Annotated in this window: 24 protein-coding genes; 20 read left to right on the top strand and 4 right to left on the bottom strand. The window is 72.4% G+C overall.

Annotated features, from left to right (window positions below; genetic code table 11):
* The first annotated feature begins 3 nt into the window (after positions 1 to 3).
* Positions 4 to 678 carry a hypothetical protein gene (locus tag BJP59_RS04960; protein ID WP_194522365.1) on the top strand — a complete coding sequence of 225 codons (675 nt, stop codon included), beginning with the start codon at positions 4 to 6 and terminating at the stop codon, positions 676 to 678.
* A 107-nt stretch (positions 679 to 785) separates the two neighbouring features.
* On the opposite strand, the gene BJP59_RS04955 is transcribed toward BJP59_RS04960, so the two are convergent.
* On the bottom strand, positions 786 to 1,148 hold the full coding sequence (locus tag BJP59_RS04955) for a hypothetical protein (protein ID WP_194522364.1): 363 nt from the start codon (positions 1,146 to 1,148) through the stop codon (positions 786 to 788).
* Between the two features lie 89 nt (positions 1,149 to 1,237).
* Here BJP59_RS04955 and BJP59_RS04950 point away from each other — a divergent pair, with 89 nt between their 5' ends.
* The 5 genes from BJP59_RS04950 to BJP59_RS04930 all read left to right on the top strand — a co-directional run bounded on the left by BJP59_RS04950 (position 1,238) and on the right by BJP59_RS04930 (position 6,080).
* Positions 1,238 to 3,910, top strand: coding sequence for a phage/plasmid primase, P4 family (locus BJP59_RS04950; RefSeq protein ID WP_194522363.1), 2,673 nt, complete (start codon positions 1,238 to 1,240; stop codon positions 3,908 to 3,910).
* 131 nt (positions 3,911 to 4,041) lie between these two features.
* Positions 4,042 to 4,497, top strand: coding sequence for a hypothetical protein (locus BJP59_RS04945; protein ID WP_194522362.1), 456 nt, complete (start codon positions 4,042 to 4,044; stop codon positions 4,495 to 4,497).
* A gap of 13 nt (positions 4,498 to 4,510) precedes the next feature.
* Positions 4,511 to 4,975 (top strand): hypothetical protein, encoded by a 465-nt coding sequence (locus tag BJP59_RS04940; protein ID WP_194522361.1) that lies wholly within the window; start codon positions 4,511 to 4,513, stop codon positions 4,973 to 4,975.
* Positions 4,972 to 5,382 (top strand): hypothetical protein, encoded by a 411-nt coding sequence (locus tag BJP59_RS04935; protein ID WP_194522360.1) that lies wholly within the window; start codon positions 4,972 to 4,974, stop codon positions 5,380 to 5,382. Before BJP59_RS04940 ends, BJP59_RS04935 begins: the two co-directional genes overlap by 4 nt.
* Positions 5,379 to 6,080, top strand: a complete 702-nt coding sequence (locus BJP59_RS04930; protein WP_228485281.1) for a ParB/RepB/Spo0J family partition protein — start codon at positions 5,379 to 5,381, stop codon at positions 6,078 to 6,080. The genes BJP59_RS04935 and BJP59_RS04930 overlap by 4 nt, the downstream gene beginning before the upstream one ends.
* A gap of 7 nt (positions 6,081 to 6,087) precedes the next feature.
* Here BJP59_RS04930 and BJP59_RS04925 read toward each other — a convergent pair whose 3' ends face one another.
* Positions 6,088 to 6,684, bottom strand: a complete 597-nt coding sequence (locus BJP59_RS04925) for a hypothetical protein (RefSeq protein ID WP_194522358.1) — start codon at positions 6,682 to 6,684, stop codon at positions 6,088 to 6,090.
* A 147-nt stretch (positions 6,685 to 6,831) separates the two neighbouring features.
* Here BJP59_RS04925 and BJP59_RS04920 point away from each other — a divergent pair, with 147 nt between their 5' ends.
* From BJP59_RS04920 to BJP59_RS04905, 4 genes are all read left to right on the top strand, one after another.
* Entirely contained in the window at positions 6,832 to 7,767 is a 936-nt protein-coding gene (locus BJP59_RS04920; protein ID WP_194522357.1) for a hypothetical protein, read from the top strand.
* Between the two features lie 250 nt (positions 7,768 to 8,017).
* Positions 8,018 to 8,638: a hypothetical protein gene (locus BJP59_RS04915; RefSeq protein WP_194522356.1), complete on the top strand. Its 621-nt coding sequence runs from the start codon at positions 8,018 to 8,020 to the stop codon at positions 8,636 to 8,638.
* 45 nt (positions 8,639 to 8,683) lie between these two features.
* Positions 8,684 to 9,193 (top strand): helix-turn-helix domain-containing protein, encoded by a 510-nt coding sequence (locus BJP59_RS04910; RefSeq protein WP_194522355.1) that lies wholly within the window; start codon positions 8,684 to 8,686, stop codon positions 9,191 to 9,193.
* Complete coding sequence (locus tag BJP59_RS04905) at positions 9,190 to 10,515, top strand: PBSX family phage terminase large subunit (RefSeq protein WP_194522354.1); 1,326 nt, start codon at positions 9,190 to 9,192, stop codon at positions 10,513 to 10,515. The genes BJP59_RS04910 and BJP59_RS04905 overlap by 4 nt, the downstream gene beginning before the upstream one ends.
* Positions 10,516 to 10,517: 2 nt before the next feature.
* Here BJP59_RS04905 and BJP59_RS04900 read toward each other — a convergent pair whose 3' ends face one another.
* Positions 10,518 to 11,111: a hypothetical protein gene (locus tag BJP59_RS04900; RefSeq protein WP_194522353.1), complete on the bottom strand. Its 594-nt coding sequence runs from the start codon at positions 11,109 to 11,111 to the stop codon at positions 10,518 to 10,520.
* A 145-nt stretch (positions 11,112 to 11,256) separates the two neighbouring features.
* Between BJP59_RS04900 and BJP59_RS04895 the strand changes: the two genes are divergently transcribed.
* Both BJP59_RS04895 and BJP59_RS04890 read left to right on the top strand, forming a co-directional pair.
* A complete protein-coding gene (locus tag BJP59_RS04895) occupies positions 11,257 to 13,017 on the top strand; it encodes a phage portal protein (RefSeq protein WP_194522352.1) in 1,761 nt (586 codons plus the stop codon).
* 32 nt (positions 13,018 to 13,049) lie between these two features.
* Positions 13,050 to 14,150 carry a phage minor capsid protein gene (locus BJP59_RS04890; protein WP_194522351.1) on the top strand — a complete coding sequence of 367 codons (1,101 nt, stop codon included), beginning with the start codon at positions 13,050 to 13,052 and terminating at the stop codon, positions 14,148 to 14,150.
* On the opposite strand, the gene BJP59_RS04885 is transcribed toward BJP59_RS04890, so the two are convergent.
* Positions 14,147 to 14,452: a hypothetical protein gene (locus tag BJP59_RS04885; RefSeq protein WP_194522350.1), complete on the bottom strand. Its 306-nt coding sequence runs from the start codon at positions 14,450 to 14,452 to the stop codon at positions 14,147 to 14,149. The genes BJP59_RS04890 and BJP59_RS04885 overlap by 4 nt on opposite strands.
* 97 nt (positions 14,453 to 14,549) lie before the next feature.
* On the opposite strand from BJP59_RS04885, the gene BJP59_RS04880 reads away from it, so the two are divergent.
* From BJP59_RS04880 to BJP59_RS04845, 8 genes are all read left to right on the top strand, one after another.
* Positions 14,550 to 15,353: a hypothetical protein gene (locus tag BJP59_RS04880; RefSeq protein ID WP_194522349.1), complete on the top strand. Its 804-nt coding sequence runs from the start codon at positions 14,550 to 14,552 to the stop codon at positions 15,351 to 15,353.
* Between the two features lie 17 nt (positions 15,354 to 15,370).
* Positions 15,371 to 16,321, top strand: coding sequence for a major capsid protein (locus tag BJP59_RS04875; RefSeq protein ID WP_194522348.1), 951 nt, complete (start codon positions 15,371 to 15,373; stop codon positions 16,319 to 16,321).
* A 67-nt stretch (positions 16,322 to 16,388) separates the two neighbouring features.
* Positions 16,389 to 16,889, top strand: a complete 501-nt coding sequence (locus BJP59_RS04870; protein WP_194522347.1) for a hypothetical protein — start codon at positions 16,389 to 16,391, stop codon at positions 16,887 to 16,889.
* The gene (locus BJP59_RS04865) at positions 16,886 to 17,395 is read left to right on the top strand and encodes an Ig-like domain-containing protein (protein WP_194522346.1); all 510 of its coding nucleotides are present in this window, start codon (positions 16,886 to 16,888) and stop codon (positions 17,393 to 17,395) included. Before BJP59_RS04870 ends, BJP59_RS04865 begins: the two co-directional genes overlap by 4 nt.
* 197 nt (positions 17,396 to 17,592) lie before the next feature.
* Positions 17,593 to 18,027 (top strand): hypothetical protein, encoded by a 435-nt coding sequence (locus BJP59_RS04860; protein ID WP_194522345.1) that lies wholly within the window; start codon positions 17,593 to 17,595, stop codon positions 18,025 to 18,027.
* Positions 18,024 to 18,353, top strand: coding sequence for a hypothetical protein (locus BJP59_RS04855; protein WP_194522344.1), 330 nt, complete (start codon positions 18,024 to 18,026; stop codon positions 18,351 to 18,353). The genes BJP59_RS04860 and BJP59_RS04855 overlap by 4 nt, the downstream gene beginning before the upstream one ends.
* A gap of 214 nt (positions 18,354 to 18,567) precedes the next feature.
* Entirely contained in the window at positions 18,568 to 18,912 is a 345-nt protein-coding gene (locus tag BJP59_RS04850; protein ID WP_194522343.1) for a hypothetical protein, read from the top strand.
* 10 nt (positions 18,913 to 18,922) lie between these two features.
* Positions 18,923 to 19,363 carry a minor capsid protein gene (locus BJP59_RS04845; RefSeq protein ID WP_194522342.1) on the top strand — a complete coding sequence of 147 codons (441 nt, stop codon included), beginning with the start codon at positions 18,923 to 18,925 and terminating at the stop codon, positions 19,361 to 19,363.
* Positions 19,364 to 19,374: the final 11 nt, after the last annotated feature.

Genomic DNA, 19,374 nt, shown 5'->3' with positions numbered 1-19,374 from the left:
ACGATGACCACGACCCCGAACGCGAACGACGTCCTCATGGGCGGCGGCGGCGCGCCCGCCGTGAAGTTCGCCAACCCCGGCGACACCGTCACCGGCCGCATCGTCGCACCGCCGCAGGCCTACCAGGCCCGCAAGTACGACCCGAACAACCCCGGCGGCGGCGAGCTGCTCTACTACCCGTCCGGCGACCCGATCATGGCGATCAGCGTCGACCTCCAGACCGACCTGCGCGACCCGTCCATCCAGGACGACGACGGCGTGCGCCGCCTCTACATCGAGGGCCGCTACCTCAAGGAGGACGTGCGCAACGCCGTGCGCGCCGCGGGCGCCCCGGGGCTCGAGGTCGGCGGCACGATCACCCTGTCGTTCACGCACCGCGAGGACCCGCAGGACAAGCGGTCCCGGAAGTTCTGGCAGGCGAAGTACGTGCCCGCCGGGAACGCCGCGCTCATGGCCCCGGAGGTCGGCGGGCAGCCCACCGCCCCGGCCACGCCCCCGCCGTCCGCTCCTGCGGCGCAGCCGGCCTCCGCACCCGCCCCGGCCCCGGCGGCGCCGTCAGGTGAGGACGCCGCGGCGAAGGCCCGGCAGCTCATCGCGCTCGGCATCGACGACGCCACGATCGCGGGCGCCACCGGCCTCGGCGCCGACGTCGTCGCGATCCTGCGCAACGCCGCCTGACGCGGCACCCCGCCCACGCAGGCGTGCAGCCCGTTCAAGCCGGGCGCGGGGACCACACCACTCAGCACCACGACCACGCTTCGGAGGCATCGGTGACCAGGAACCCCCTAGATCGGCAGCTCATCCGGCTGCCCAGGCCCGTGATACAGGGGCTCCTGCCCGAGCTTCCGCCGCTTGGCGGCGATGTGCTGGCGGTACTGGAGGTAGAGCTCCTTGCCACCCGGCGAGGGCACCGGACGCCAATAGATCGGCACCCATTCCGCAATCCGCTCCGCGAGCTTCTCGGCCTGACGGGTCTGGTACTCGCGGGGACTCCTACCTCCCTCCGAGACGATCCAGACCGCCGTCGACCCGTCATGACGGAGGCTCCAGCGCAGGTACCCCGCGGACTCCAGGTAGTCGAGGAACTCACCGAGGTGCTGCTGACGGGCGATCTTGTACGGCCGTCGAATCCAGCCGTCGAACGGCATGGCCCCTCCACTTCTCGCGCTGGACGAACGAACGGCCCACACCTTCCCGCGGCCCACCGTGGGACCGCAACCCGCATGCCGGAGGCAGCGTGACCACGCCTCCCATCCTCGTCGCCGCGCTCGAGCTCCACGCCGCCGGCTACTCCGTCCTCCCGATCCGCGCCGACGGCTCCAAGGCCCCCGCCGTCACGTGGAAGCCGTACATCACCGAGCGCGCGGACGAAGCGCAGGTGCGCGCCTGGTTCGACGGGACCGACCACGGGCTCGCCGTCGTGCAGGGCGCTGTCTCCGGTCGCGCCGAGCTCGTCGAGCTCGAGGGCCGCGCCGTCGACCACCTGCCCGACCTCGCCGCCCTCGCGCGCGACACCGGCCTCGGCGACCTGTGGGCCCGGCTCGGCGCCGGGTGGGTCGAACGCTCCCCCTCCGGCGGCTTCCACTGGCACTACCGCCTCACCGACGACGACACCGTCCCCGGCAACACAAAGCTCGCACGCCGCCCGAGCACGCCCGACGAGCTCGCCGAGTGGAAGGCCGCCGAGACCGCGAAAGCCGCCGAGCTCGACGAGCCGCACCGCGACCGCCGCCTCGAGAAGATCGCCACCACCACTGAGCGCGACGTCGTCCAGGTGCTCGCCGAGACCCGCGGCGAGGGCGGGTACGTCGTCGTCGCGCCGACGCCCGGCACCCACCACCCCTCCGGGCAGCCGTGGGTGCGGCTCGTCGGCGGCCCCGCCACCGCGCCCGTACTCACCCGCGACGAGCGCGACGCCTTCCACGCCCTCCTGCGCACCCTCGACGCCCAAGACCCGGCCGCCGAGACCACGGCGAGCGCACCCGTCGCCCACCACGACCCCACCGCCGGCATCACCCCCGGCGACGACTACGAGAACCGCACCGACTGGGCCGACCTCCTCACCCCCCACGGCTGGACGCTCTCCCACACCCACGGGCGCACCCGATACTGGATCCGGCCCGGGAAGAAGCGCGGCCAGGGCCTGTCCGCGACCACCGGGCACGCCGACGACCGCGACCGCCTCTACGTCTTCACCTCCAGCACCGAGTTCGAGCCCGAGGTCCCGTACACGAAGCTCGGCGCCCTCGCCGTCCTCGAGCACGGCGGAGACCACACCGCCGCCGCCAGGGCCCTGCGCGCGGCCGGGTTCGGGCAGATCGCCACCGCGCTCACCCCCGCACCCGACGGACCCCCGCCCGGGGGCGACCTCGCTGGCCTCATCGCACCCACCGACGGCGCCACCGCCCTCGCACCCCAGACCGCGTCCGCGGCGCCCGCACTGCGCGTCGTCCGCGACGACGAGCGCGCCACCGAACCGGAGCCGCGGCGCGCCGAACCGATCCAGGACAACACCGCCCTCCTGTTCGTCGACGACCACCTCCACGACGTCCGGTACGCCGCCGGGCGCGGCCGCTGGCTCACCTGGGCCGGGCACCGGTGGAACATCGACGAGCGCGAGCTCGTGCGCGAGCACGCCCGCACCCTCGCACGCCGGCTCCCCGGCGGCGACGGGTGGGACCGGTACCGCCGGTCCGCGCTCACCGCCAAGGGCGTCACCGACGTCCTGCGCCTCGCCCAGTCCGACCAGCGCATCGTCGTGCCCGCCGACCAGCTCGACGCCCGCCCCTACGACCTCAACACCCCCGCCGGCATCGTCGACCTGCGCACCGGCACGCTCTCCCCGTCCGACCCGGCCGCCATGCACACCCGGTCCACCACGGTCGCGCCCGACTTCGACGCCCCCCACCCCCGGTGGGACAAGTTCCTCGCCGACACGTTCGCCGGCGACCCCGACATGATCGCCTTCGTCGCCCGCGCCGCCGGCATGAGCATCGTCGGCGCCGTCCTCGACCAGGTGTTCTTCTTCGCCCACGGCGCCGGCGCCAACGGCAAGTCCACCTTCCTGTCCACCCTGCAGAAGATCGTCGGCCTCGGCGCCGGCGGCTACTCCGGACAGGCCCCCGCCGAGATGCTCCTCGCCACGAAGAACCACGGGCACCCCACCGAGCTCGCACGCCTCCAAGGACAGCGCCTCACCGTCACCTCCGAGATCAACGAGGGCCAGACCTTCGACGAGGCCCGCATCAAGCTCCTCACCGGCAAGGACACGATCAGCGCCCGGTTCATGCGCGAGGACCTGTTCGACTTCAGCCCGACCCACACCCTGTGGGTCCTGTCCAACCACGAGCCCGAGGTCCGCGTCGGCGGCCTCGCGTTCTGGCGGCGCGTCGTCATGGTCCCGTTCGTCCACACCATGCCCGAAGAACTGCGCGTCAAGGACCTCGAGGAGCGCCTCATCGAGGACGAGGGCCCCGCGATCCTCGCGTGGGTCATCCGGGGCGCCGCCGACTACTTCGCCCGCGGCCTCGACGCACCCGCCGCCGTCACCGCCGCGACGAAGGCGTACGAGACCGAGCAGGACACCGTCGGCGGGTTCGTCGCCGACTGCTGCGTCGTCGGCGAGCCCAACCGGCAGGACCTGCGCGTGCGCACCGCCGAGCTGCGTGCCGCGTACGAACGGTGGTGCACCGACGCGGGCGCCACCCCCATGAGCGCGAAGGGCTTCACGCTCGCGCTCCGGTCCAAGTACGGGGTGCGCACCGAGCGGTCCGCGTCGGCCCGGTTCCTCGCCGGCATTCGCCTCGACGACATCACGCACGGCGGGGAGGACACGTCATCAGATGCGTCACGGGACGCGTCATCACGAGGAGAGCTCGACGGCCTCCTCAGCAACGAGGACGGGTGGTGAGCCCCGTGGATGACGCGTTCACCCTCTTCGATGACACGTCGCTCGACCACGTGTCACACGGTCTGACCAGCCACGATGACGCGAATGACGCGATGACACGTTTTCTTGGAAACCAGCCCATACACGCGCGCATGCGCACACGCGATCAGCGTCATAGTCCACCCGGCGTCATCGCGTCATCGACCCCGGTCTGGCTCGACGCCTACACCACCCGGTCCGGGGACGACCCCCGCCTCGTTGGCACCCGTGCGATCCCCCGCACCTGCCTGTGCGGACGCCTCGTCCTCGTCGGGTACGACGCCCCCGTGATCGCCGGCCTCGCCACCGTCGACCCCTACCAGGCCACCCCGCAGCTCGAAGCCGCCGCCGTCATCCTCGCCACCGCGACGTACCAGCTGTGGGGCGACCCCGGCCGCTACGAGCTCACCCCCCGCCACGTACCTGGTCTGCGCGCGCTCGGCACGAAGCGTCCCGCCGGCGACGTCCTCGTCGTCCTCGCCCACACCTGCCACCGGCCACCCCTGGCCACCACACCCCTGCCCGCACCCGCCCGGCCCGCCCGCCCGGGCGACGTCGTCCCGTTCTGAGAGGACCCACAGCATGGTCAACCGCCCTAAGCAGATCGGCACCGCCGCCGAGACCGCCGTCGTCCGCGCCGCACGCACCCGCGGCTTCCCCCACGCCGACCGACTCACCCTCACCGGCAACAAGGACCGCGGCGACATCAGCCTCTGCCCCGGCGTCATCCTCGAGATCAAGGGCGGCGAGAAAGCCCGCGCCGCATCCGACCTCGACATCGAACGCTGGCTCGACGAGACCAACCGCGAAGCCCTCCACGCGAACGCCGACGTCGCCTTCCTCGTCACCCAGCGCCGCGGCGTCGGCGCCCCCAACGCCCACCGCTGGTGGGCCTGGTGGCGCCTCAGCTGGCTCGACAACGTCCGCGACGCACGCAACGTCGACACCGAGCCCGACATCGTCGTCCGCATGCTCCTCGACGACGCCCTCACCCTCATCCGCACCGCCGGCTACGGCCAGCCCACCGACCAGGAGCACGCCGCATGACCCTCACCCGCCAGAACCTCGACGAACTCCCCCGCGGCACCATCGTTCGCGCCACCGACCTCCGCGGCCTCCCCGTCGCCGCCGTCAAGATCGGCGACCACCAGACCACCGGCGCACACACCTGGTCCATCACCGGCCCCACCATCGTCGAGTCCTTCCAGCTCGCCCAACGCGACGCCGTCCTCCTCACCGAAGCCATCAACACCACCACCACGCCGGAAGCGGAAGCGCTTGCTTCGGTGCCCGTGTGCGCGCGCGGGGGCGACGAGTCGGTGGAGTTGGCGTGCGCGTGGTCGGACTTCCGGAAGGACTACGGCGTGCGTGGGGATGCCGATGAGTACCGGGCGTTCGTGGCGGGGTGGCAGGCCGCGCGCGGGACGCTCGACGCGGGTGGGCCGTTGCGATGACGGCGATCCCGGTTGACCAGATCCACCCCAACCCAGCGAACGTGCGCACCGACCTCGGCGATCTCGATGAGCTCGCGGCGTCGCTGCGCGCCGTCGGGCTCCTGCAGCCCCTCGTCGTGAAGAAGCGCGCGTCCGGTGGCTGGACGATCGTCGACGGGCACCGCCGCTACCAGGCCGCCCTGCGGGCCGGTGTGCGCGCGCTGCCGTGCGTCGCCCGGCGCGACGACGACGGCGAAACCGCGGTCATGCTCGCCGCCGCCATGCACAAGCAGCTGTCCCCGCTCGAGCAGGCCGACGCGTTCGCCCGCCTGCGCCGCCGCGGCATGTCCCCCGCGACGATCGCGGCGCGTACCGGGTACTCCGCGGCGACGGTGCGGGCCCGGCTCGCGCTGCTCGACCTGCCGGCGGAGGCGCGCGCCATGGTGGAGTCGGGCGAGCTGTCGACGACGGACGCGACCGCGCTCGCCCGCCAGGTCCGCCGCACGGGCACCGGCACGGCGAGGACCGTGCAGCGGCGCGCCGGGTGGCTCACCACGACGCACCCGCTCGCCGACGCCGTCCGGACCGCATGCACGCACGCTGAGGGGCGCGTCGTCGTGGGCGGGGTCGGGTGCGGGCAGTGCTGGGAGGACGCGATCCGCGGGGACGAGCTGACCCGGCGCGCGGTCGGGCGGGCCGGGGACGGCGAGACCGCGTGAAGCAGCCCTACGACAGGCTGGTGTCGAGCTCGATGCTTGACTGCATGCGGTCGCTGAGGTTGCGACTCCACGCGAACCGCCATGGGTTGTGCAGCCATCCGTGGCACGTCGCCATCTGCGCCGCAGCCGCTCGCATCACCGGCGCGAGCTCCTCGAGAACTCGGTCGTACTCCTCCTCTGTCTTGACCTTCGGCCACTTCTTCCCGATCACGAGCTTCAATTCCGTCACCCACACGCCGTCGAGGGCGGACAACGTCTTGCGCAGCCCGTCGCGCGCTGGTGCCACGAATCGAGCTGGGATGCCCAGAACGCGTCGTGCCGAGAGAGCGCCGGCCCGGAGTTGGGCGATCCCAACGCGGTTGGTGACAACCGCGAGCTCCATCTCATCCCACCCACGCGCGGGCATTCGCTGGACCGCCTGCCAGAACTGGTTCTGCGCATCGCTGAGTTCCAGCAGTGCGTCGTCGAGCTGCCGTCGTCGGTGCTGCCGCGTCTCCCACCAGGCCGTGAAGCCGAGCGTCACCGCTGCGGCGATGAGACCTCCGATCCATCCCTCGAACCAGCCCGACGTCGCGCTCTCGCTCGCTGCGGCCCAGAGATTCATGGCCGGATGCTCCCACGGGCCGGTGACACGGCCGCGCCGCCGTCCGCCGCCGGGGGACGTGTCGGGATCCTCCGACATCCGCCCCGAGCCGGATATCCCGACATCAAGCCTCTGACCTGGACGAACATGCATCAAGGGAGACCCGCCGTGACCCACCCCGACAGCTGCGCCCACGAATGGGTCGAGACCACCACCCACGACGACGCCCACCCCGTCTACCTCTGCACCAGCTGCAGCGCCACGACGACCGCGTGCCGCGACTGCGCACAGCCCCTCGACGGCACCGCGCTCGCGATCTGCGACCGGTGCCTCACCCGCGCCCGCCAACTCCTCGACGACATCGCCACCCTCCTCGACGAGCTCCCCCGCGGCCGCGCCACCTCCGTCGGGCTGCGCGCGATCCGGTACGACCTCACCGGCACCCCGTCGACGAACGACCCGGGCAGGCTCCCCCACGGCCTCGACGCCGTGTACCGCGAGGACGCCCCGGTCGCCGGCGTGCGGTCGGTGCGCACCGGGCGGGGCGCGCTGGTCGTGCTCGAGGCGTGGGCGGCCGACTGGGCCGGGCGCGTCGACGCCGCACGCGGGTACAGCCGCGACACGGGCACGCTCGCGTTCCTCCACGAGCACACCCTCTGGGCGGCGCAGAACCACCCCGGCTGGCACGACTACCTCGCAGAGGTCCGCGCCGTCCGGGCGACCCTGCGCCGCCTCGCCGGGCTCGCACCGGAGCGCGCCGGGTCGTGCCCGCACTGCGGCGGCCGCGTCGTGTGCGACCGCGACGTCGTGGCCGGCCTCTCCGACGTCGCACGCTGCACCGGGTGCCACACGACCTGGGACGACCGGCCGCAGCTCGACCGCGAGGTCGCATGGCACGTGCGCGCCATGCCGCGCGAGCACCCCGACGCGCTCGTCACCGCCGAACAGGTGCGCACGATCTGGCCCCACCTGAACGGCGCGACGTGGCGGTCCTGGCTCCACCGCGGCGTCATCACCCCAGCCGGGCGGGACGATCGGGGGCGTGACGTGTTCGAGCTCGGTGCGGTCGCGGCCCGCGCGGACGCCGTCGCGGTGCCCGCATGACCTGCCACAACTTGCCTCTCGAATGTGCTCATCCTTGCCAGTGGTGCGCTACGATTCGGGTGCAACGCTTCCCGAGGTGACGCACGCCCTCGCACGGAAGCCCCGCGGGCCCGCCGCTCACGAACCCCTGCACGTGAGCGGCGGGCCCGTCCCTGTTCTCCCTGCCGCGTCGACGAGCCCGCGACCCCTCACACTCGAGCGCGGTGAGCCCGACCCGGCAGGGGCCCACGTCCCCGGTACGCTCCCGCTCATGGATCCGTTCCCGATCGAGGTCGTCATTGCACCGAACGACCCGAACGTGTGGGACATCCTGACGGCAATCGGCACGGTCGGCGCAGTCGTAGTTGCGATCGCCCTTGGCTGGGTCGAGGGACGGCGACGGAACCGCGCTCAGAAGCAAGAGCTCATGCGTCTCGAGCAAGACCGAGTAGATGCTGTCGCAGAACGGTTGGCCGCCGACGCAGCGCGCGACCGCGCGGAAGGGCGTGAAGCCCTGCTGCGTCATCAGGCGCAGGCGCGGCGTGTCGCGATCTGGCGACAGGACGAGGCATCGTGGGCACCCGAGATCCCCGGCACGCAGGCTGTGGTGGGCAACTTCTCGGACGAGCCGATCTTCAACATCAGCACACGGGTGGTGAACGCTGACGACTCGGAGATGTTCGGCCGCACGTGGTATCGGCTCCTTCCCGGACAGCAGGGGTTCGTCTTCGACACGAGCAGATTCGAGACGCACGACTTGTGGAAGATGGAGATTCAAGACGCGAGCGTCCGGTTCCGTGACATGGCCGGTCAGGAGTGGATTCGCTACCTCGATGGCCGCCTGGACGAGATCGAAGCGCCCGACGACCCGTACACCTGCACGCTGCAGTAGTTGAGGCGTCGCGGCGAGATTCCGCGAGGGCAGGTGAAACTCCACGTGCCCGCACCCCGCTACACGCCTGACGAAGACGCGCTCCTGCGCGAACGTCTCACCGCCGGCGTCTCCCAGCGGGCCGTCGCGGAGGAGCTCGGGCGCACGGCCGGGTCGGTGGCGTCGCGGGCGCACAAGCTCGGGATCCGGTCCGACCGCACCCAGACCGTCGCGGCGACGCAGGCCGTCATCGTGGACGCGAAGGCGCGGCGGGCCGGGCTCGAGGTCAAGCTGCTCGAGGACGCGGAACGGCTGCGCGCGCAGCTGTGGCAGCCGCACACGTACTTCGACTGGGGCGGCAAGGACCACGACTTCGACGAGCACACGACGCCGGAGCCGACGCCGTCGGACAAGCTGAAGCTGGTGCAGGCCGCGGGCGCGGCGATCGACCGGGCGCTCAAGCTCGCGCTCCACGATGGCGACGGTGGGCACGCGGAGGCGGTGGGGATGCTGGACGGGATCGCCGCCGCGATCGCTGCCGCGGCGGACCGGATGCCGGCGCAGGACGAGTCGTGACCGCCGTCGTCGTCACCAAGGCCGTCATCGCCGCCGTCCTTGCCGGCCTCTCGCCGAGGCAGGTGTGGTCGATCGCCCGGGCGTCCGCGCGCGTGAACCTGTGGACCGGGTCGATCCGGTCCGGGAAGACGATCGCCAGCCTGCTCGCGTGGCTGATCTTCGTGGCGCACGCGCCGCGCGGCGGCGAGCTCGTCGTCGTCGGCCGCACCCGCGAGTCGATCGCACGCAACGTGTTCGGCCCGCTCAAGGACCCGTCGCTGTTCGGGCTGCTCGCCCGGCACGTGTCGTACACGGCCGGCGCCCCGACCGCGGTCATCCTCGGCCGCACCGTGCACGTCCTCGGCGCGTCCGACTCGCGCGCCGAAGCCGTGCTCCGCGGCCTGACCGTCGCCGGGGCGTACGTGGACGAGGCGACGCTGGTCGCGGAGGCGTTCTGGACGCAGCTCATCGGCCGCATGAGCGTGCCCGGGGCGCGGTTGTTCGCGACGACGAACCCGGACGGGCCCGCGCACTGGCTGCGGAAGCAGGTCATCCTGCGCGCGACCGAGCTCGGGTACAAGGTCTTCCGGTTCCGCCTCGCCGACAACACACACCTCGACCCCGCGTACGTCGCGCAGATCACCCGCGAGTACGTCGGCCTCTGGTACCGCCGCTTCATCCTCGGCGACTGGGTCCAGGCCGCCGGGGCCGTGTACGAGCAGTGGGACCCGGACCGACACGTCATGCCCGCCGTCGAGCTGCCGGCCATGGACCGGGTGCTCGCGCTCGGTGTCGACTACGGCGACGTGCACGCCTCGCGCGGGTACCTGCTCGGCATCGGCCCGGACACGCGCCCCGGGCACGTCGGCGAGGACCGGCTGTACGTGCTGGATGAGTGGCGGCCGGGGCACATGACCGTCGGCGAGCACTCGACGGACCTGCGCACGTGGCTTGCGGCCCGCCCGGTGGCGGCGTGGCGCACGCCGGAGTGGGTGCCCGTCGACTCGGCCGCGGCGTCGTTCCGGCACCAGCTGTTCCACGACGGCGTGCCCGGCGTGACGAACGCGCACAAGGCCGTCCTGCCCGGTATCCAGACGGTCGCGTCCCTCCTCGCGGTGGACCGGCTCGTCGTGTCCGACGCGTGCACCGAGCTGGTCGACAAGATCCCCGGGTACGTGTGGGACGACAAGGCGACGAAGCGCGGCGAGACGGCCCCGATGAAGGCGGACGACGACGAGGTCGACGCGCTGCGGTACGCGATCTACACGACCCGCCTGTCCTGGCGGGAGACCATCCCGATCGCCCCCGCCATGGACGGCGCGCCCGGCGACGACACCGATTAGACCTAGTGCTCCACTCCGTCTTCCGGCATCCCTTGAGTCTCAATCACTTCCAGGCCCGCATCGCTGAGTTCGTGACCCGCTTCGATCACCCGACCGGCAATCTCATGAGTCCGCCGAGCTCTGTCCCGTTCGGCAAGGAACTGCGCAGCCTCTTCGCGGGCACGAAGCCGATCGGTTCGGGCTCTGGTCGACGCCGCCATGCCGCTGTTCCAGCCCTCAAGGATCGATGGAAGGAACTGGCCGATCGCGCCCGGGTTCTTGAGTGCGAATCGGAAGAACGCGACGGTGGTCGCACCGATACCCGTCGGTAGGAGGTAGGTCTCCACGAGCTCCACGATCAGCGGCGAACGCATCGAGATGTATGTCGGCGATGGTCGTGGCACGTCGAAGCGTGGACCGGATCCTGTCTGAGCGTTCTCCCACCACATCGTCGAAAGCTCGAGTTCATCAGACGAGCCTCGTCGTAGATACAGGGTCTCGTCTTCGAGCCCGAACCCCGATCCCTCGGTTGCAAGGAGCACGGCTAGGTCGTAACTGCCGACCCACAGTGAGTCGACTGCGGAGAGGGCGGACGTGACATCGAGCAGATTGCGCATCGGGCGATGGAATCTAAGTCGGGTTTGGAACGGCTGGTCTACGGACGGCTCCGTCATCTGGACTCCCATTCGGCTCACGGCTGGCGGGAAAGCCTAGCGGCGAACCTATTCGCGAGCGACCACAACAGAAAGTAGGAGGTACGTCGTGCCGCTGCCCACGCCCGGCCAGGCCTGGCCCCCGAAGGCCCTCGCCGACATCACGCCGGTCCTGGGCCAGTGGTCCGCCTGGTACGAGGGCACCCCGGCCGCGCTGCGGGGCGCATACCAGCACGACGGGCAGCGGCAGCAGCTCGACCGGCCGTCGCAGTACCGCGGCGGCGTCGTCGGCTGGGCCGCGCGCACCTGGTGGGGCCGGCCCGTCGGGGACCTGACCGTCGGGCAGCGCGGACAACTGCACATCCCGCTCGCCGCCGACATCGCTCGCGGGTCCGCGGACCTGCTGTACGCCGAGCCGCCCACGCTGCTCCTGGCCGACAAGGTGGCGCGCACGTCGGGCGAGAAGGCGTCGGTGACGCAGGAGCGGCTCAACGCGTACGTCGACGACGGCTTCCACTCCGTGCTCGCCACCGGTGCGGAGGTCGGTGCCGCGCTCGGCGGCCGGTACCAGCGCGTCACGTGGGACGTTGCCGCGTCGAGCAAGCCGTTCCTGGTGACGGTCGACGCGGACGCGGCGTGGCCCGAGTTTCGGTGGGGCCGGCTCGTCGCGGTCACGTTCTGGCGCGTCGTCGACGAGCAGGGGCAGATCGTGCGCCGGCACGTCGAGCGGCACGAGCTCGACCGCGAGGGGAACGGTCTCGTGCTCCACGCCCTGTACGAGGGCACGGCCACGAACCTCGGGCGGCCCGTCCCGCTCGCCGAGCACCCGTCGACTGAGACGCTAGCGGCTCAGGTCGACGACCAGGGCGCGCTCGTGGCCGGCCGCACGCCGGGCCTGTGCGTGGAGTACATCCCGAACCAGCTGCCGCAGCGGCGGTGGCGCCAGGACCCGGTCGGGCACAACCTCGGGCGGTCCGACTTCGACGGCGTCGAGCAGCTCATGGACGCGCTCGACGAGACGTACTCGTCGCTGATGCGCGACATCCGGCTCGCGAAGGCCCGCATCATCGTGCCGTCGTACATGCTCGAGGCAGGTGCGCCCGGCACGGGTGCGTCGTTCGACCTGGACCGTGAGGTGTACGAGGCTGTGAAGGCCGCACCGCCGGAGGACGGGCACCTGGACATCACGCCGCAGCAGTTCGAGATCCGGGTTGAGGAGCACCTGCGCGCGTGCGAGGACATCGCGCTGCGGGCGGTGCAGGGCGCGGGGTACTCGACGCAGACGTTCGCGGAGCGCACTGACGGAGGGCAGATGACCGCGACGGAGGTGCACTCGCGCGAGCGGCGGTCGTACCTGACGCGGGACCGGAAGATCCGCAACGAGCGGCCCGCGGTCGCGCGTCTGGCGCAGAAGATGCTGACGATCGACCGGGCCGTGTTCTCGACGCCGGGCCTCGAGCCGGGCGAGGTGACGGTGGACTTCGGGGACACGGTGCAGGACGCGATCATCACGCTCGCGCAGACCGGGCAGGCGCTGTACGTCGCGCGTGCGGCGTCGACGGCGACCCGGGTGCAGATGGTGCACCCGGACTGGACCGAGCAGCAGGTGTCGGACGAGGTCGCAGCGATCCTGCGCGAGGACGCCGGCGAGGTCCTCGCCGACCCCGACGACGTCCCGCCCGACGCGCGGGCGACGGATCCGGCGGCGGTCAAGGCTCAGGCCGACGCGATGGGCGTCCTGATCCGCGCCGGCGTAGACCCCCTCGACGCCGCGCAGCAGGCCGGGTTGACCGGTCTGCGGTTCACGGGCGCGGTGCCGACGTCGCTGCGCCTGCCGGAGGGCGACGCCGCCGCGCTCGAGCAGGCGTAGGCCGGTGGGTCTGACCTGGGAGGCTGGTTCGCGTGCCGATCGACCCCGGGTTCGGTGAGCGCCTCGCGCGCCGCGTCGCCGAGCTGTTCGCCGAGGCGGAGCTCGCCGTGCTGCGCCGGCTCGCGTCCGCGCTCGCTCGCGGCGTCGACGAGCCGACGTGGGCGACGTCGCGTCTCGCCGAGCTGGAGTGGGTGCGCGCGCAGATCGCGCGCGACCTCGCGAGCCTCGACGAGCAGGCCGCGACCGTCGTCGGGCAGGTGATCGGGCAGGCGTACACGGCCGGGCGCGCGCTCGCCGTGCGCGACCTGGACGCGCTCGGGCTCGAAGTCGTGATGCCGCCGGCGACGCTGCGTGCGGTGGAGTCGATCGCCGCCGAGACCGTGCAGCGCGTCGGGCCGTGGGCGCCGCGCATCCTCCGCGCCGCCCAGGACGTCTACCAGCGCACCGTCGCGGACGCGTCAGCAACCGTGCTGCTCGGGACACAGACCCGGCGCGAGGCGGCACAACAGGTCCTGGACCGGCTGACCGAGCGCGGGGTCGGAACGTTCCGGGACCGGTCGGGGCGCCGCTGGGCGGTGGAGTCGTACGTCGAGATGGCCGTGCGCACCGGGGCGGGGAAGGCCGCGGTGGACGGGCACACGACGCAGCTCGTCGCCGCCGGCGTCGACCTCGTCGTCGTATCGGACGCGCCGCGCGAGTGCCCGCTGTGCCGCCCGTGGGAGGGCAAGGTTCTGTCGATCACGGGCGGCGTCACCGGCGCCGTCGACGTCCCGTCCTCGACCGGCGACGGCACGGTGTCCGTGCGGGTCGCGGGGACGGTGGACGAGGCGCGCGCGGCGGGGTTCCAGCACCCGAACTGCCGGCACTCCCTGTCCGCGTACCTGCCCGGCGCGACGCGCGTCCCTGCGGCGAGGAGCGAGCGGGCTGGGTACGAGGATCAGCAGCGGCAGCGCGCGATCGAGCGCGGGATCCGGAAGTGGAAGCTGCGCGAGGCCGCGGCCCTGGACGACGAGGCCGCAGCCCGCGCGCGGACGAAGGTCCGGGAGTGGCAGGGCGCGATGCGCGAGCACCTCGCGGAGCATCCGGCGTTGAAGCGGCAGACGGCTCGGGAGCAGGTCGGCCGCGCCCGTTAGTCCTGCTGGATCTTCCTCTTGACGTACTCCGTGCCGTCCACCCACACCCACGCGCCATAGCGGCGCAACACCTTTCCGTTGCCATTCACACGGATGAACAGGATCCCGTTGTCGGCAACGTGGAAGCCCACCCCACGCTCCATCATTCGGGAGCCAAAGATCCAGTGAGACTCGCCGTTGGGGAGGCCCACAACGATCTCTCCTCGACCGGAGGCGCTGCTCTCATCCCAGCGGTTGTAATCGCTAGGGATCAGCAGGTCAGACGCATCCGTCTCGACCTCGTAGTAGTGCTGCTGCGCCATCGCGCCCTCCTTAGCTTCCGTCGCGCCGGGTGCGCGCCGGTACGCCGCGAACCGTAGCGGCATCCACCCACACGACCAGGACCCAGGAGGCCCAGTCATGTCCACGAAGGCACAGCACGTCCACCCCATCCTGTCCCGCACGCCCGGCATGCCGGCCCGGTTCGAGCGCCTGCGCTTCATGACCGCGGACGCGGGCGCCGCGGGCACCCCGGGAGCGCCCGCGGGCGGCACTGGCGACGGCGCCACGGCGGGCGACCAGGGCGCGAACAGCGGTCAGGGCGACCAGACGGCCACGGCCGCCGGGAACGGCGCTCAGAACGGCCGCAGCGCGGCCAGCGCCGCCGCGACGACGGCCGACGCGGCCGGTCCGGGCGGGGACAACCTGCCCGACGACCCCGCCGTCCTCAAGGGCATGATCGCCGACCTGCGCCGCGAGAACGGGTCCGCCCGGACGAACGCGAAGGCGCAGGCCGCCGACGAGGCGCGCACCGCGCTCGTGCAGGAGCTCGGCAAGGCCCTCGGCCTCGTCAAGGACGGCGAGCAGGCGCCGAAGCCGGAAGAGCTCACCGCGCAGGTCCAGGCCGCCCAGCACGCCGCGCGCGCCGCGCAGGTCGAGCTCGCCGTGCACCGCGCCGCCTCCACCCACAGGGCCGACCCGTCGGCCCTCCTCGACTCCCGCGCCTTCCTGGCGAAGGTCGTGGACCTCGACCCCACCGCCAACGACTTCGGCGAGAAGGTCACGGCCGCCATCAAGCAGGCGGTCACCGACAACCCCAAGCTCCTCGCGGCCCAGGCGGCCGGGGCGAGCAGCGTCGACCACGCCGGCGGGTCCGGCGAGGCGCGCACCCGCACACCCAAGCCGCTCGCTGACGCCGTCGCCGGCCACTACGGCACGGCCTGAACCCAAGGAGCACCCTCATGCCCGTCACCCTCGCCCAGGCGCAGCAGAACGCCGTCGACGACGTCGACGTCAGCGTCATCGACGAGTTCCGCACCAACGAGATCCTCGACCTGATCACCTTCGCCGACGTGGTCAACCCCGTCGGCGGCGGCGGGACCCTCACCCACACGTACCGGCGCAAGGCGTCGCTCGGCACGGCCGCGTTCCGCGCGATCAACGCCGAGTACGCGCCCACCGAGTCCACGACCACGAAGCACAGCGTGGACCTCAAGCCGCTCGGCGGGTCGTTCCAGATCGACCGTGTCCTGGGCCGCATCGGCCCGGCCGCGTCCGGTGAGGTCGCGCTTCAGATGAGCGACAAGATCCGCGCGACGCAGGCCGAGTTCGGCAACGCCGTCATCAACGGCGACAGCTCGGCGGACGAGGACTCGTTCGACGGCCTGTCCAAGGCCCTCGCCGGGTCCACGACCGAGGTCACCACCGCGATCGACTGGTCGGGCACGATGAACGAGGACAACTCGTTCGCGCTGCTCGAGGCCGTCGACGACGTCCTCGGCCTGCTCGACGGCGAGGCCGGTGCGATCCTGACGAACAAGCGCGCGATCGCGAAGATCGCGTCCGCGGCCCGCCGAGCGAACATGTACGTCGAGCAGGTCGGCCCGCGCGAGACGCGCCTGCGCTCGTACGGCACGATCCGCCTCATCGACGCCGGCAAGCGCGCCGGGTCGAACGCCGACGTCATCCCGATCCGCTCGGGCGGCCTGACCGAGCTGTACGCGGTCCGGTTCGGCCTCGACGCGTTCCACGGCGTCTCCATGGCCGGTGCGCCGCTCGTGCAGACGTGGCTGCCGGACTTCACGAAGGCCGGCGCCGTCAAGACCGGTGAGGTCGAGATGGGCCCGGTCGCGGTCGCGCTCAAGAAGACCAAGGCGGCCGCCGTCGCGCGGAACGTCAAGGTCGCGGCCTGACGGTCCCCGGACCAGCGCGGGCCCGGCACGCCCCGGGCCCGCGCTCCGATGCACGGGAAGGACGATCATGACCACGAAGATCACGAGCCCCATCCAGGGGCACACGGACCGGTCCACGTTCGGGCCGGTCACCCTCGAGTTCCGCGACGGCGTCGCCGAGACGTCCGAGAAGCTCCCGGCTGGGCTGCTCGCGTACCTCGAGGGCCGCGGCTACAAGGTCGAGGTCGAGACCGAGGTACCGCAGGGTGCTCCGACCGAGTCCTGGACGGTCCCGCAGCTGACGGCGTGGGCGAAGGCGCACGACGTCGACCTCGGTGGGGCGAAGACGAAGGCGGACATCGTTGCCGTCGTCGTGCCGGCCAAGGACCCCGGCCCGTCGGACCAGTTCGACCCGGGGCAGCACAGCGTTGACGACGTCCGGGCGTACCTCGACGGGCTCGACGCCAGCGACCCCGAGAAGCGCGACGCGGAGCTCCAGCGCGTCGTCGGGGCCGAGAAGGCCGGCAAGAACCGGCCGACCCTGCTCGAGGGCATCGAGGGCACGCCGACCGGGGGTGAGGCGAAGTGAGCATCGTCGACCCCCGCGACGTCAACGACGTCCAGATCGGCACGCGCCTGCGTGACGCGGCCGTCGACCCTCGCCCGGACGACTTCCTCCCGCCCACGAACGCGGGCGAGCCGGGCGAGGTCGGGAACCCGCACGGCCCGACGGTGGTCTCCCCGGAGCTCCACGCCTCGCAGGGTGTGCGGCCGGTCCGGCCGGCCGAGGTGTCGTCCGTCGCTGCGACGCAGTCCGCGCAGGAGACGGCGCACGCGCAGGCGTGGCAGGACACGACCGGCACGACGACGGTCGCGCCGGCCACGGCGAGTGTCGCCGTCGGTGCCACGCGGGCGCTCGCCGCGGCAGGCGGCCCGGACTCGACGGTCACGTCGTGGGCGTCGTCCAGCGTCGCCGTCGCGACCGTGAACGGGTCCGGCGTCGTGACCGGCGTCGCCGCGGGGACCGCGACGATCACCGCGACGCTGTCGGACGGCTCGACGGCGTCCGCAACGATCACGGTCACCGGAGCCTGATCGTGCTGGGCGGGGGCTCGCTGTCGCCCCCGTCCAGCACCCCACGTACCCGTGGTGGGTGCGTCAACACGGGCCCGGCGACGGCCACCCGCACCGTGCTACGACCGTGAAGGCCGTTCGGGGCCGCCGACGCCGGGTGCCTCCGGCCCTGCCATGAACGCGTCCTGCGCGCCCACCACACCCCCAGGAGGTGCCTCGTGCTCATCTACGCCACCAGCGCCGACCTCGTCGACCCACCATGGTCGCTGTCGACCCTGCCCGCGAACGTCGACCAGCTGCTCGCCGCGGCGTCGCTGCTCGTCCTCGGCGCGACCCGCTCGGCCGTCTACCGCACCGACGCAGACGGATACCCCCTCGACCCGGTGGTCCGGGCCGCGTTCCGGGACGCGACGTGCTCGCAGGTGACGACGTGGATCGCGCTCGGCATCGACCCGGCGACCGCGGGCGCGGACGCTGCGACGTCGTCGGGGCGCGTGGCCGCGTCGAAGAGCTTCGGGCCCGCGTCGGTGTCGTACGTCGGCGTGGAGGGCGCCGTCGCCACTCGTGCACGGCTCGCGACGGGCCTCTCGGACGCCGCGGCGCTGATCCTCACGACCGCGGGCCTGGACACCCGGGTGCGGGTGACGGGGTGAGCACCGCGGACGAGTTCGACGACTTCCTCGTGCACACCGTCACCGTCGTCCCGCTGATCGGGTCGGGCGGTATGGGCGATGTCCACGGGCCCCCGGTCGCGGGCGTGCCGTGCCTGGTGGACGAGACGACGCGCATGGTGCGTGATCGGACCGGGGCGCAGGTCGTGTCGTCCGCGACCGTGTACGCGCGCACGACCGCGCCGGCCGCTCCCCCGGGGTCGCTGCTCACGCTGCCGTCCGGCCGGACCGCGATCGTGCTCGCCGAAGCGCGGCGAACGTCCGGTCCTCTGGACCTCCCCGACCACGTCGAGTGGGCGGTCGAGTGACACGTCAGTGACGGGTCCGTGACACATCGAGCGACGGTGTTTCCGCAGGTCATGACACGTTGTGACAGGTGTGACACGTTTTCTCGGGTTCCCCCTATACGCGCGCACGCGCATGCGCACGCACGCGCCCATGGCGCTCGAACCCCGCAGAACCTGTCACGCGTCACCACCTGCGGAAACGCACCCGACGATCCGTCACAAGGGGGTAGACGCCGTGCCGATCCTCCCCCTCGCCCAGATCACCGCGAAGCTCCGCACCGGAGAGACCCGTGGCGCTGTCCTCGCCGCCGAGCAGGTCCTCACGACCGCGCGCCAGCGTGTCCCCCACGAGGAGGGCACGCTCGAGCGCACCGGAGCCGTGTCCGCGCCCCACGAGACCGGAGACGGCGTCGTCGTGGGGATCAGCTTCAACACCCCATACGCAGTGCGCCAGCACGAGGAACTCGACTGGCGGCACGACGACGGCCGGCAGGCGAAGTACCTCGAGACCGCGAAGGCCGACGACGCCGACACCGCGAAGCAGCTGATCGCGCAGGCGATCCGCGGCGCGCTCACCTGAGGAGGCACCCGTGGGATGGACCACCGACCTGCTCGTCGGGCTCGCCCAGCACCTCGCCGCCGTCGTGCCCGACCTCGCCTGGAGGCCGTCCGGGCCCGCGTACACGCAAGCCGAGGTCGGTGTCGTCCTCGGCGCGATGCCGGCCGACCCGGACCGCGTCGTCGTGCTCACCGCGTACCCGGTGTCCGGGTCGGGCCTGTCCGACGTCGTGCAGGGCGTGCAGGTGCGGTGCCGCGGCGCCCGCAGCTCCCCCACCTCCCCGAGCGACCTCGACGACGCCGTGTACGCCGTCCTCCACGGGGTGGAGAACCTGCGCCTGGGCGGCGTCCTCGTCGCTCACACGCGACGCGCCAGCGCCGCACATCTCGGGCCCGACGCGAACCGCCGGCACGAGACCACGTCGAACTACTACCTGACGACGGCGCACCCCTCCGCGCACGTCACCGACTGACCGACGCACCC

It is taken from the genome of Cellulosimicrobium sp. JZ28 (assembly GCF_015327065.1).
GTDB classification, from domain to species: domain Bacteria; phylum Actinomycetota; class Actinomycetes; order Actinomycetales; family Cellulomonadaceae; genus Cellulosimicrobium; species Cellulosimicrobium funkei.
The sequence above is the reverse complement of the archived record's forward strand: the minus strand, read 5'-3'. Positions and strand labels throughout refer to the sequence as shown.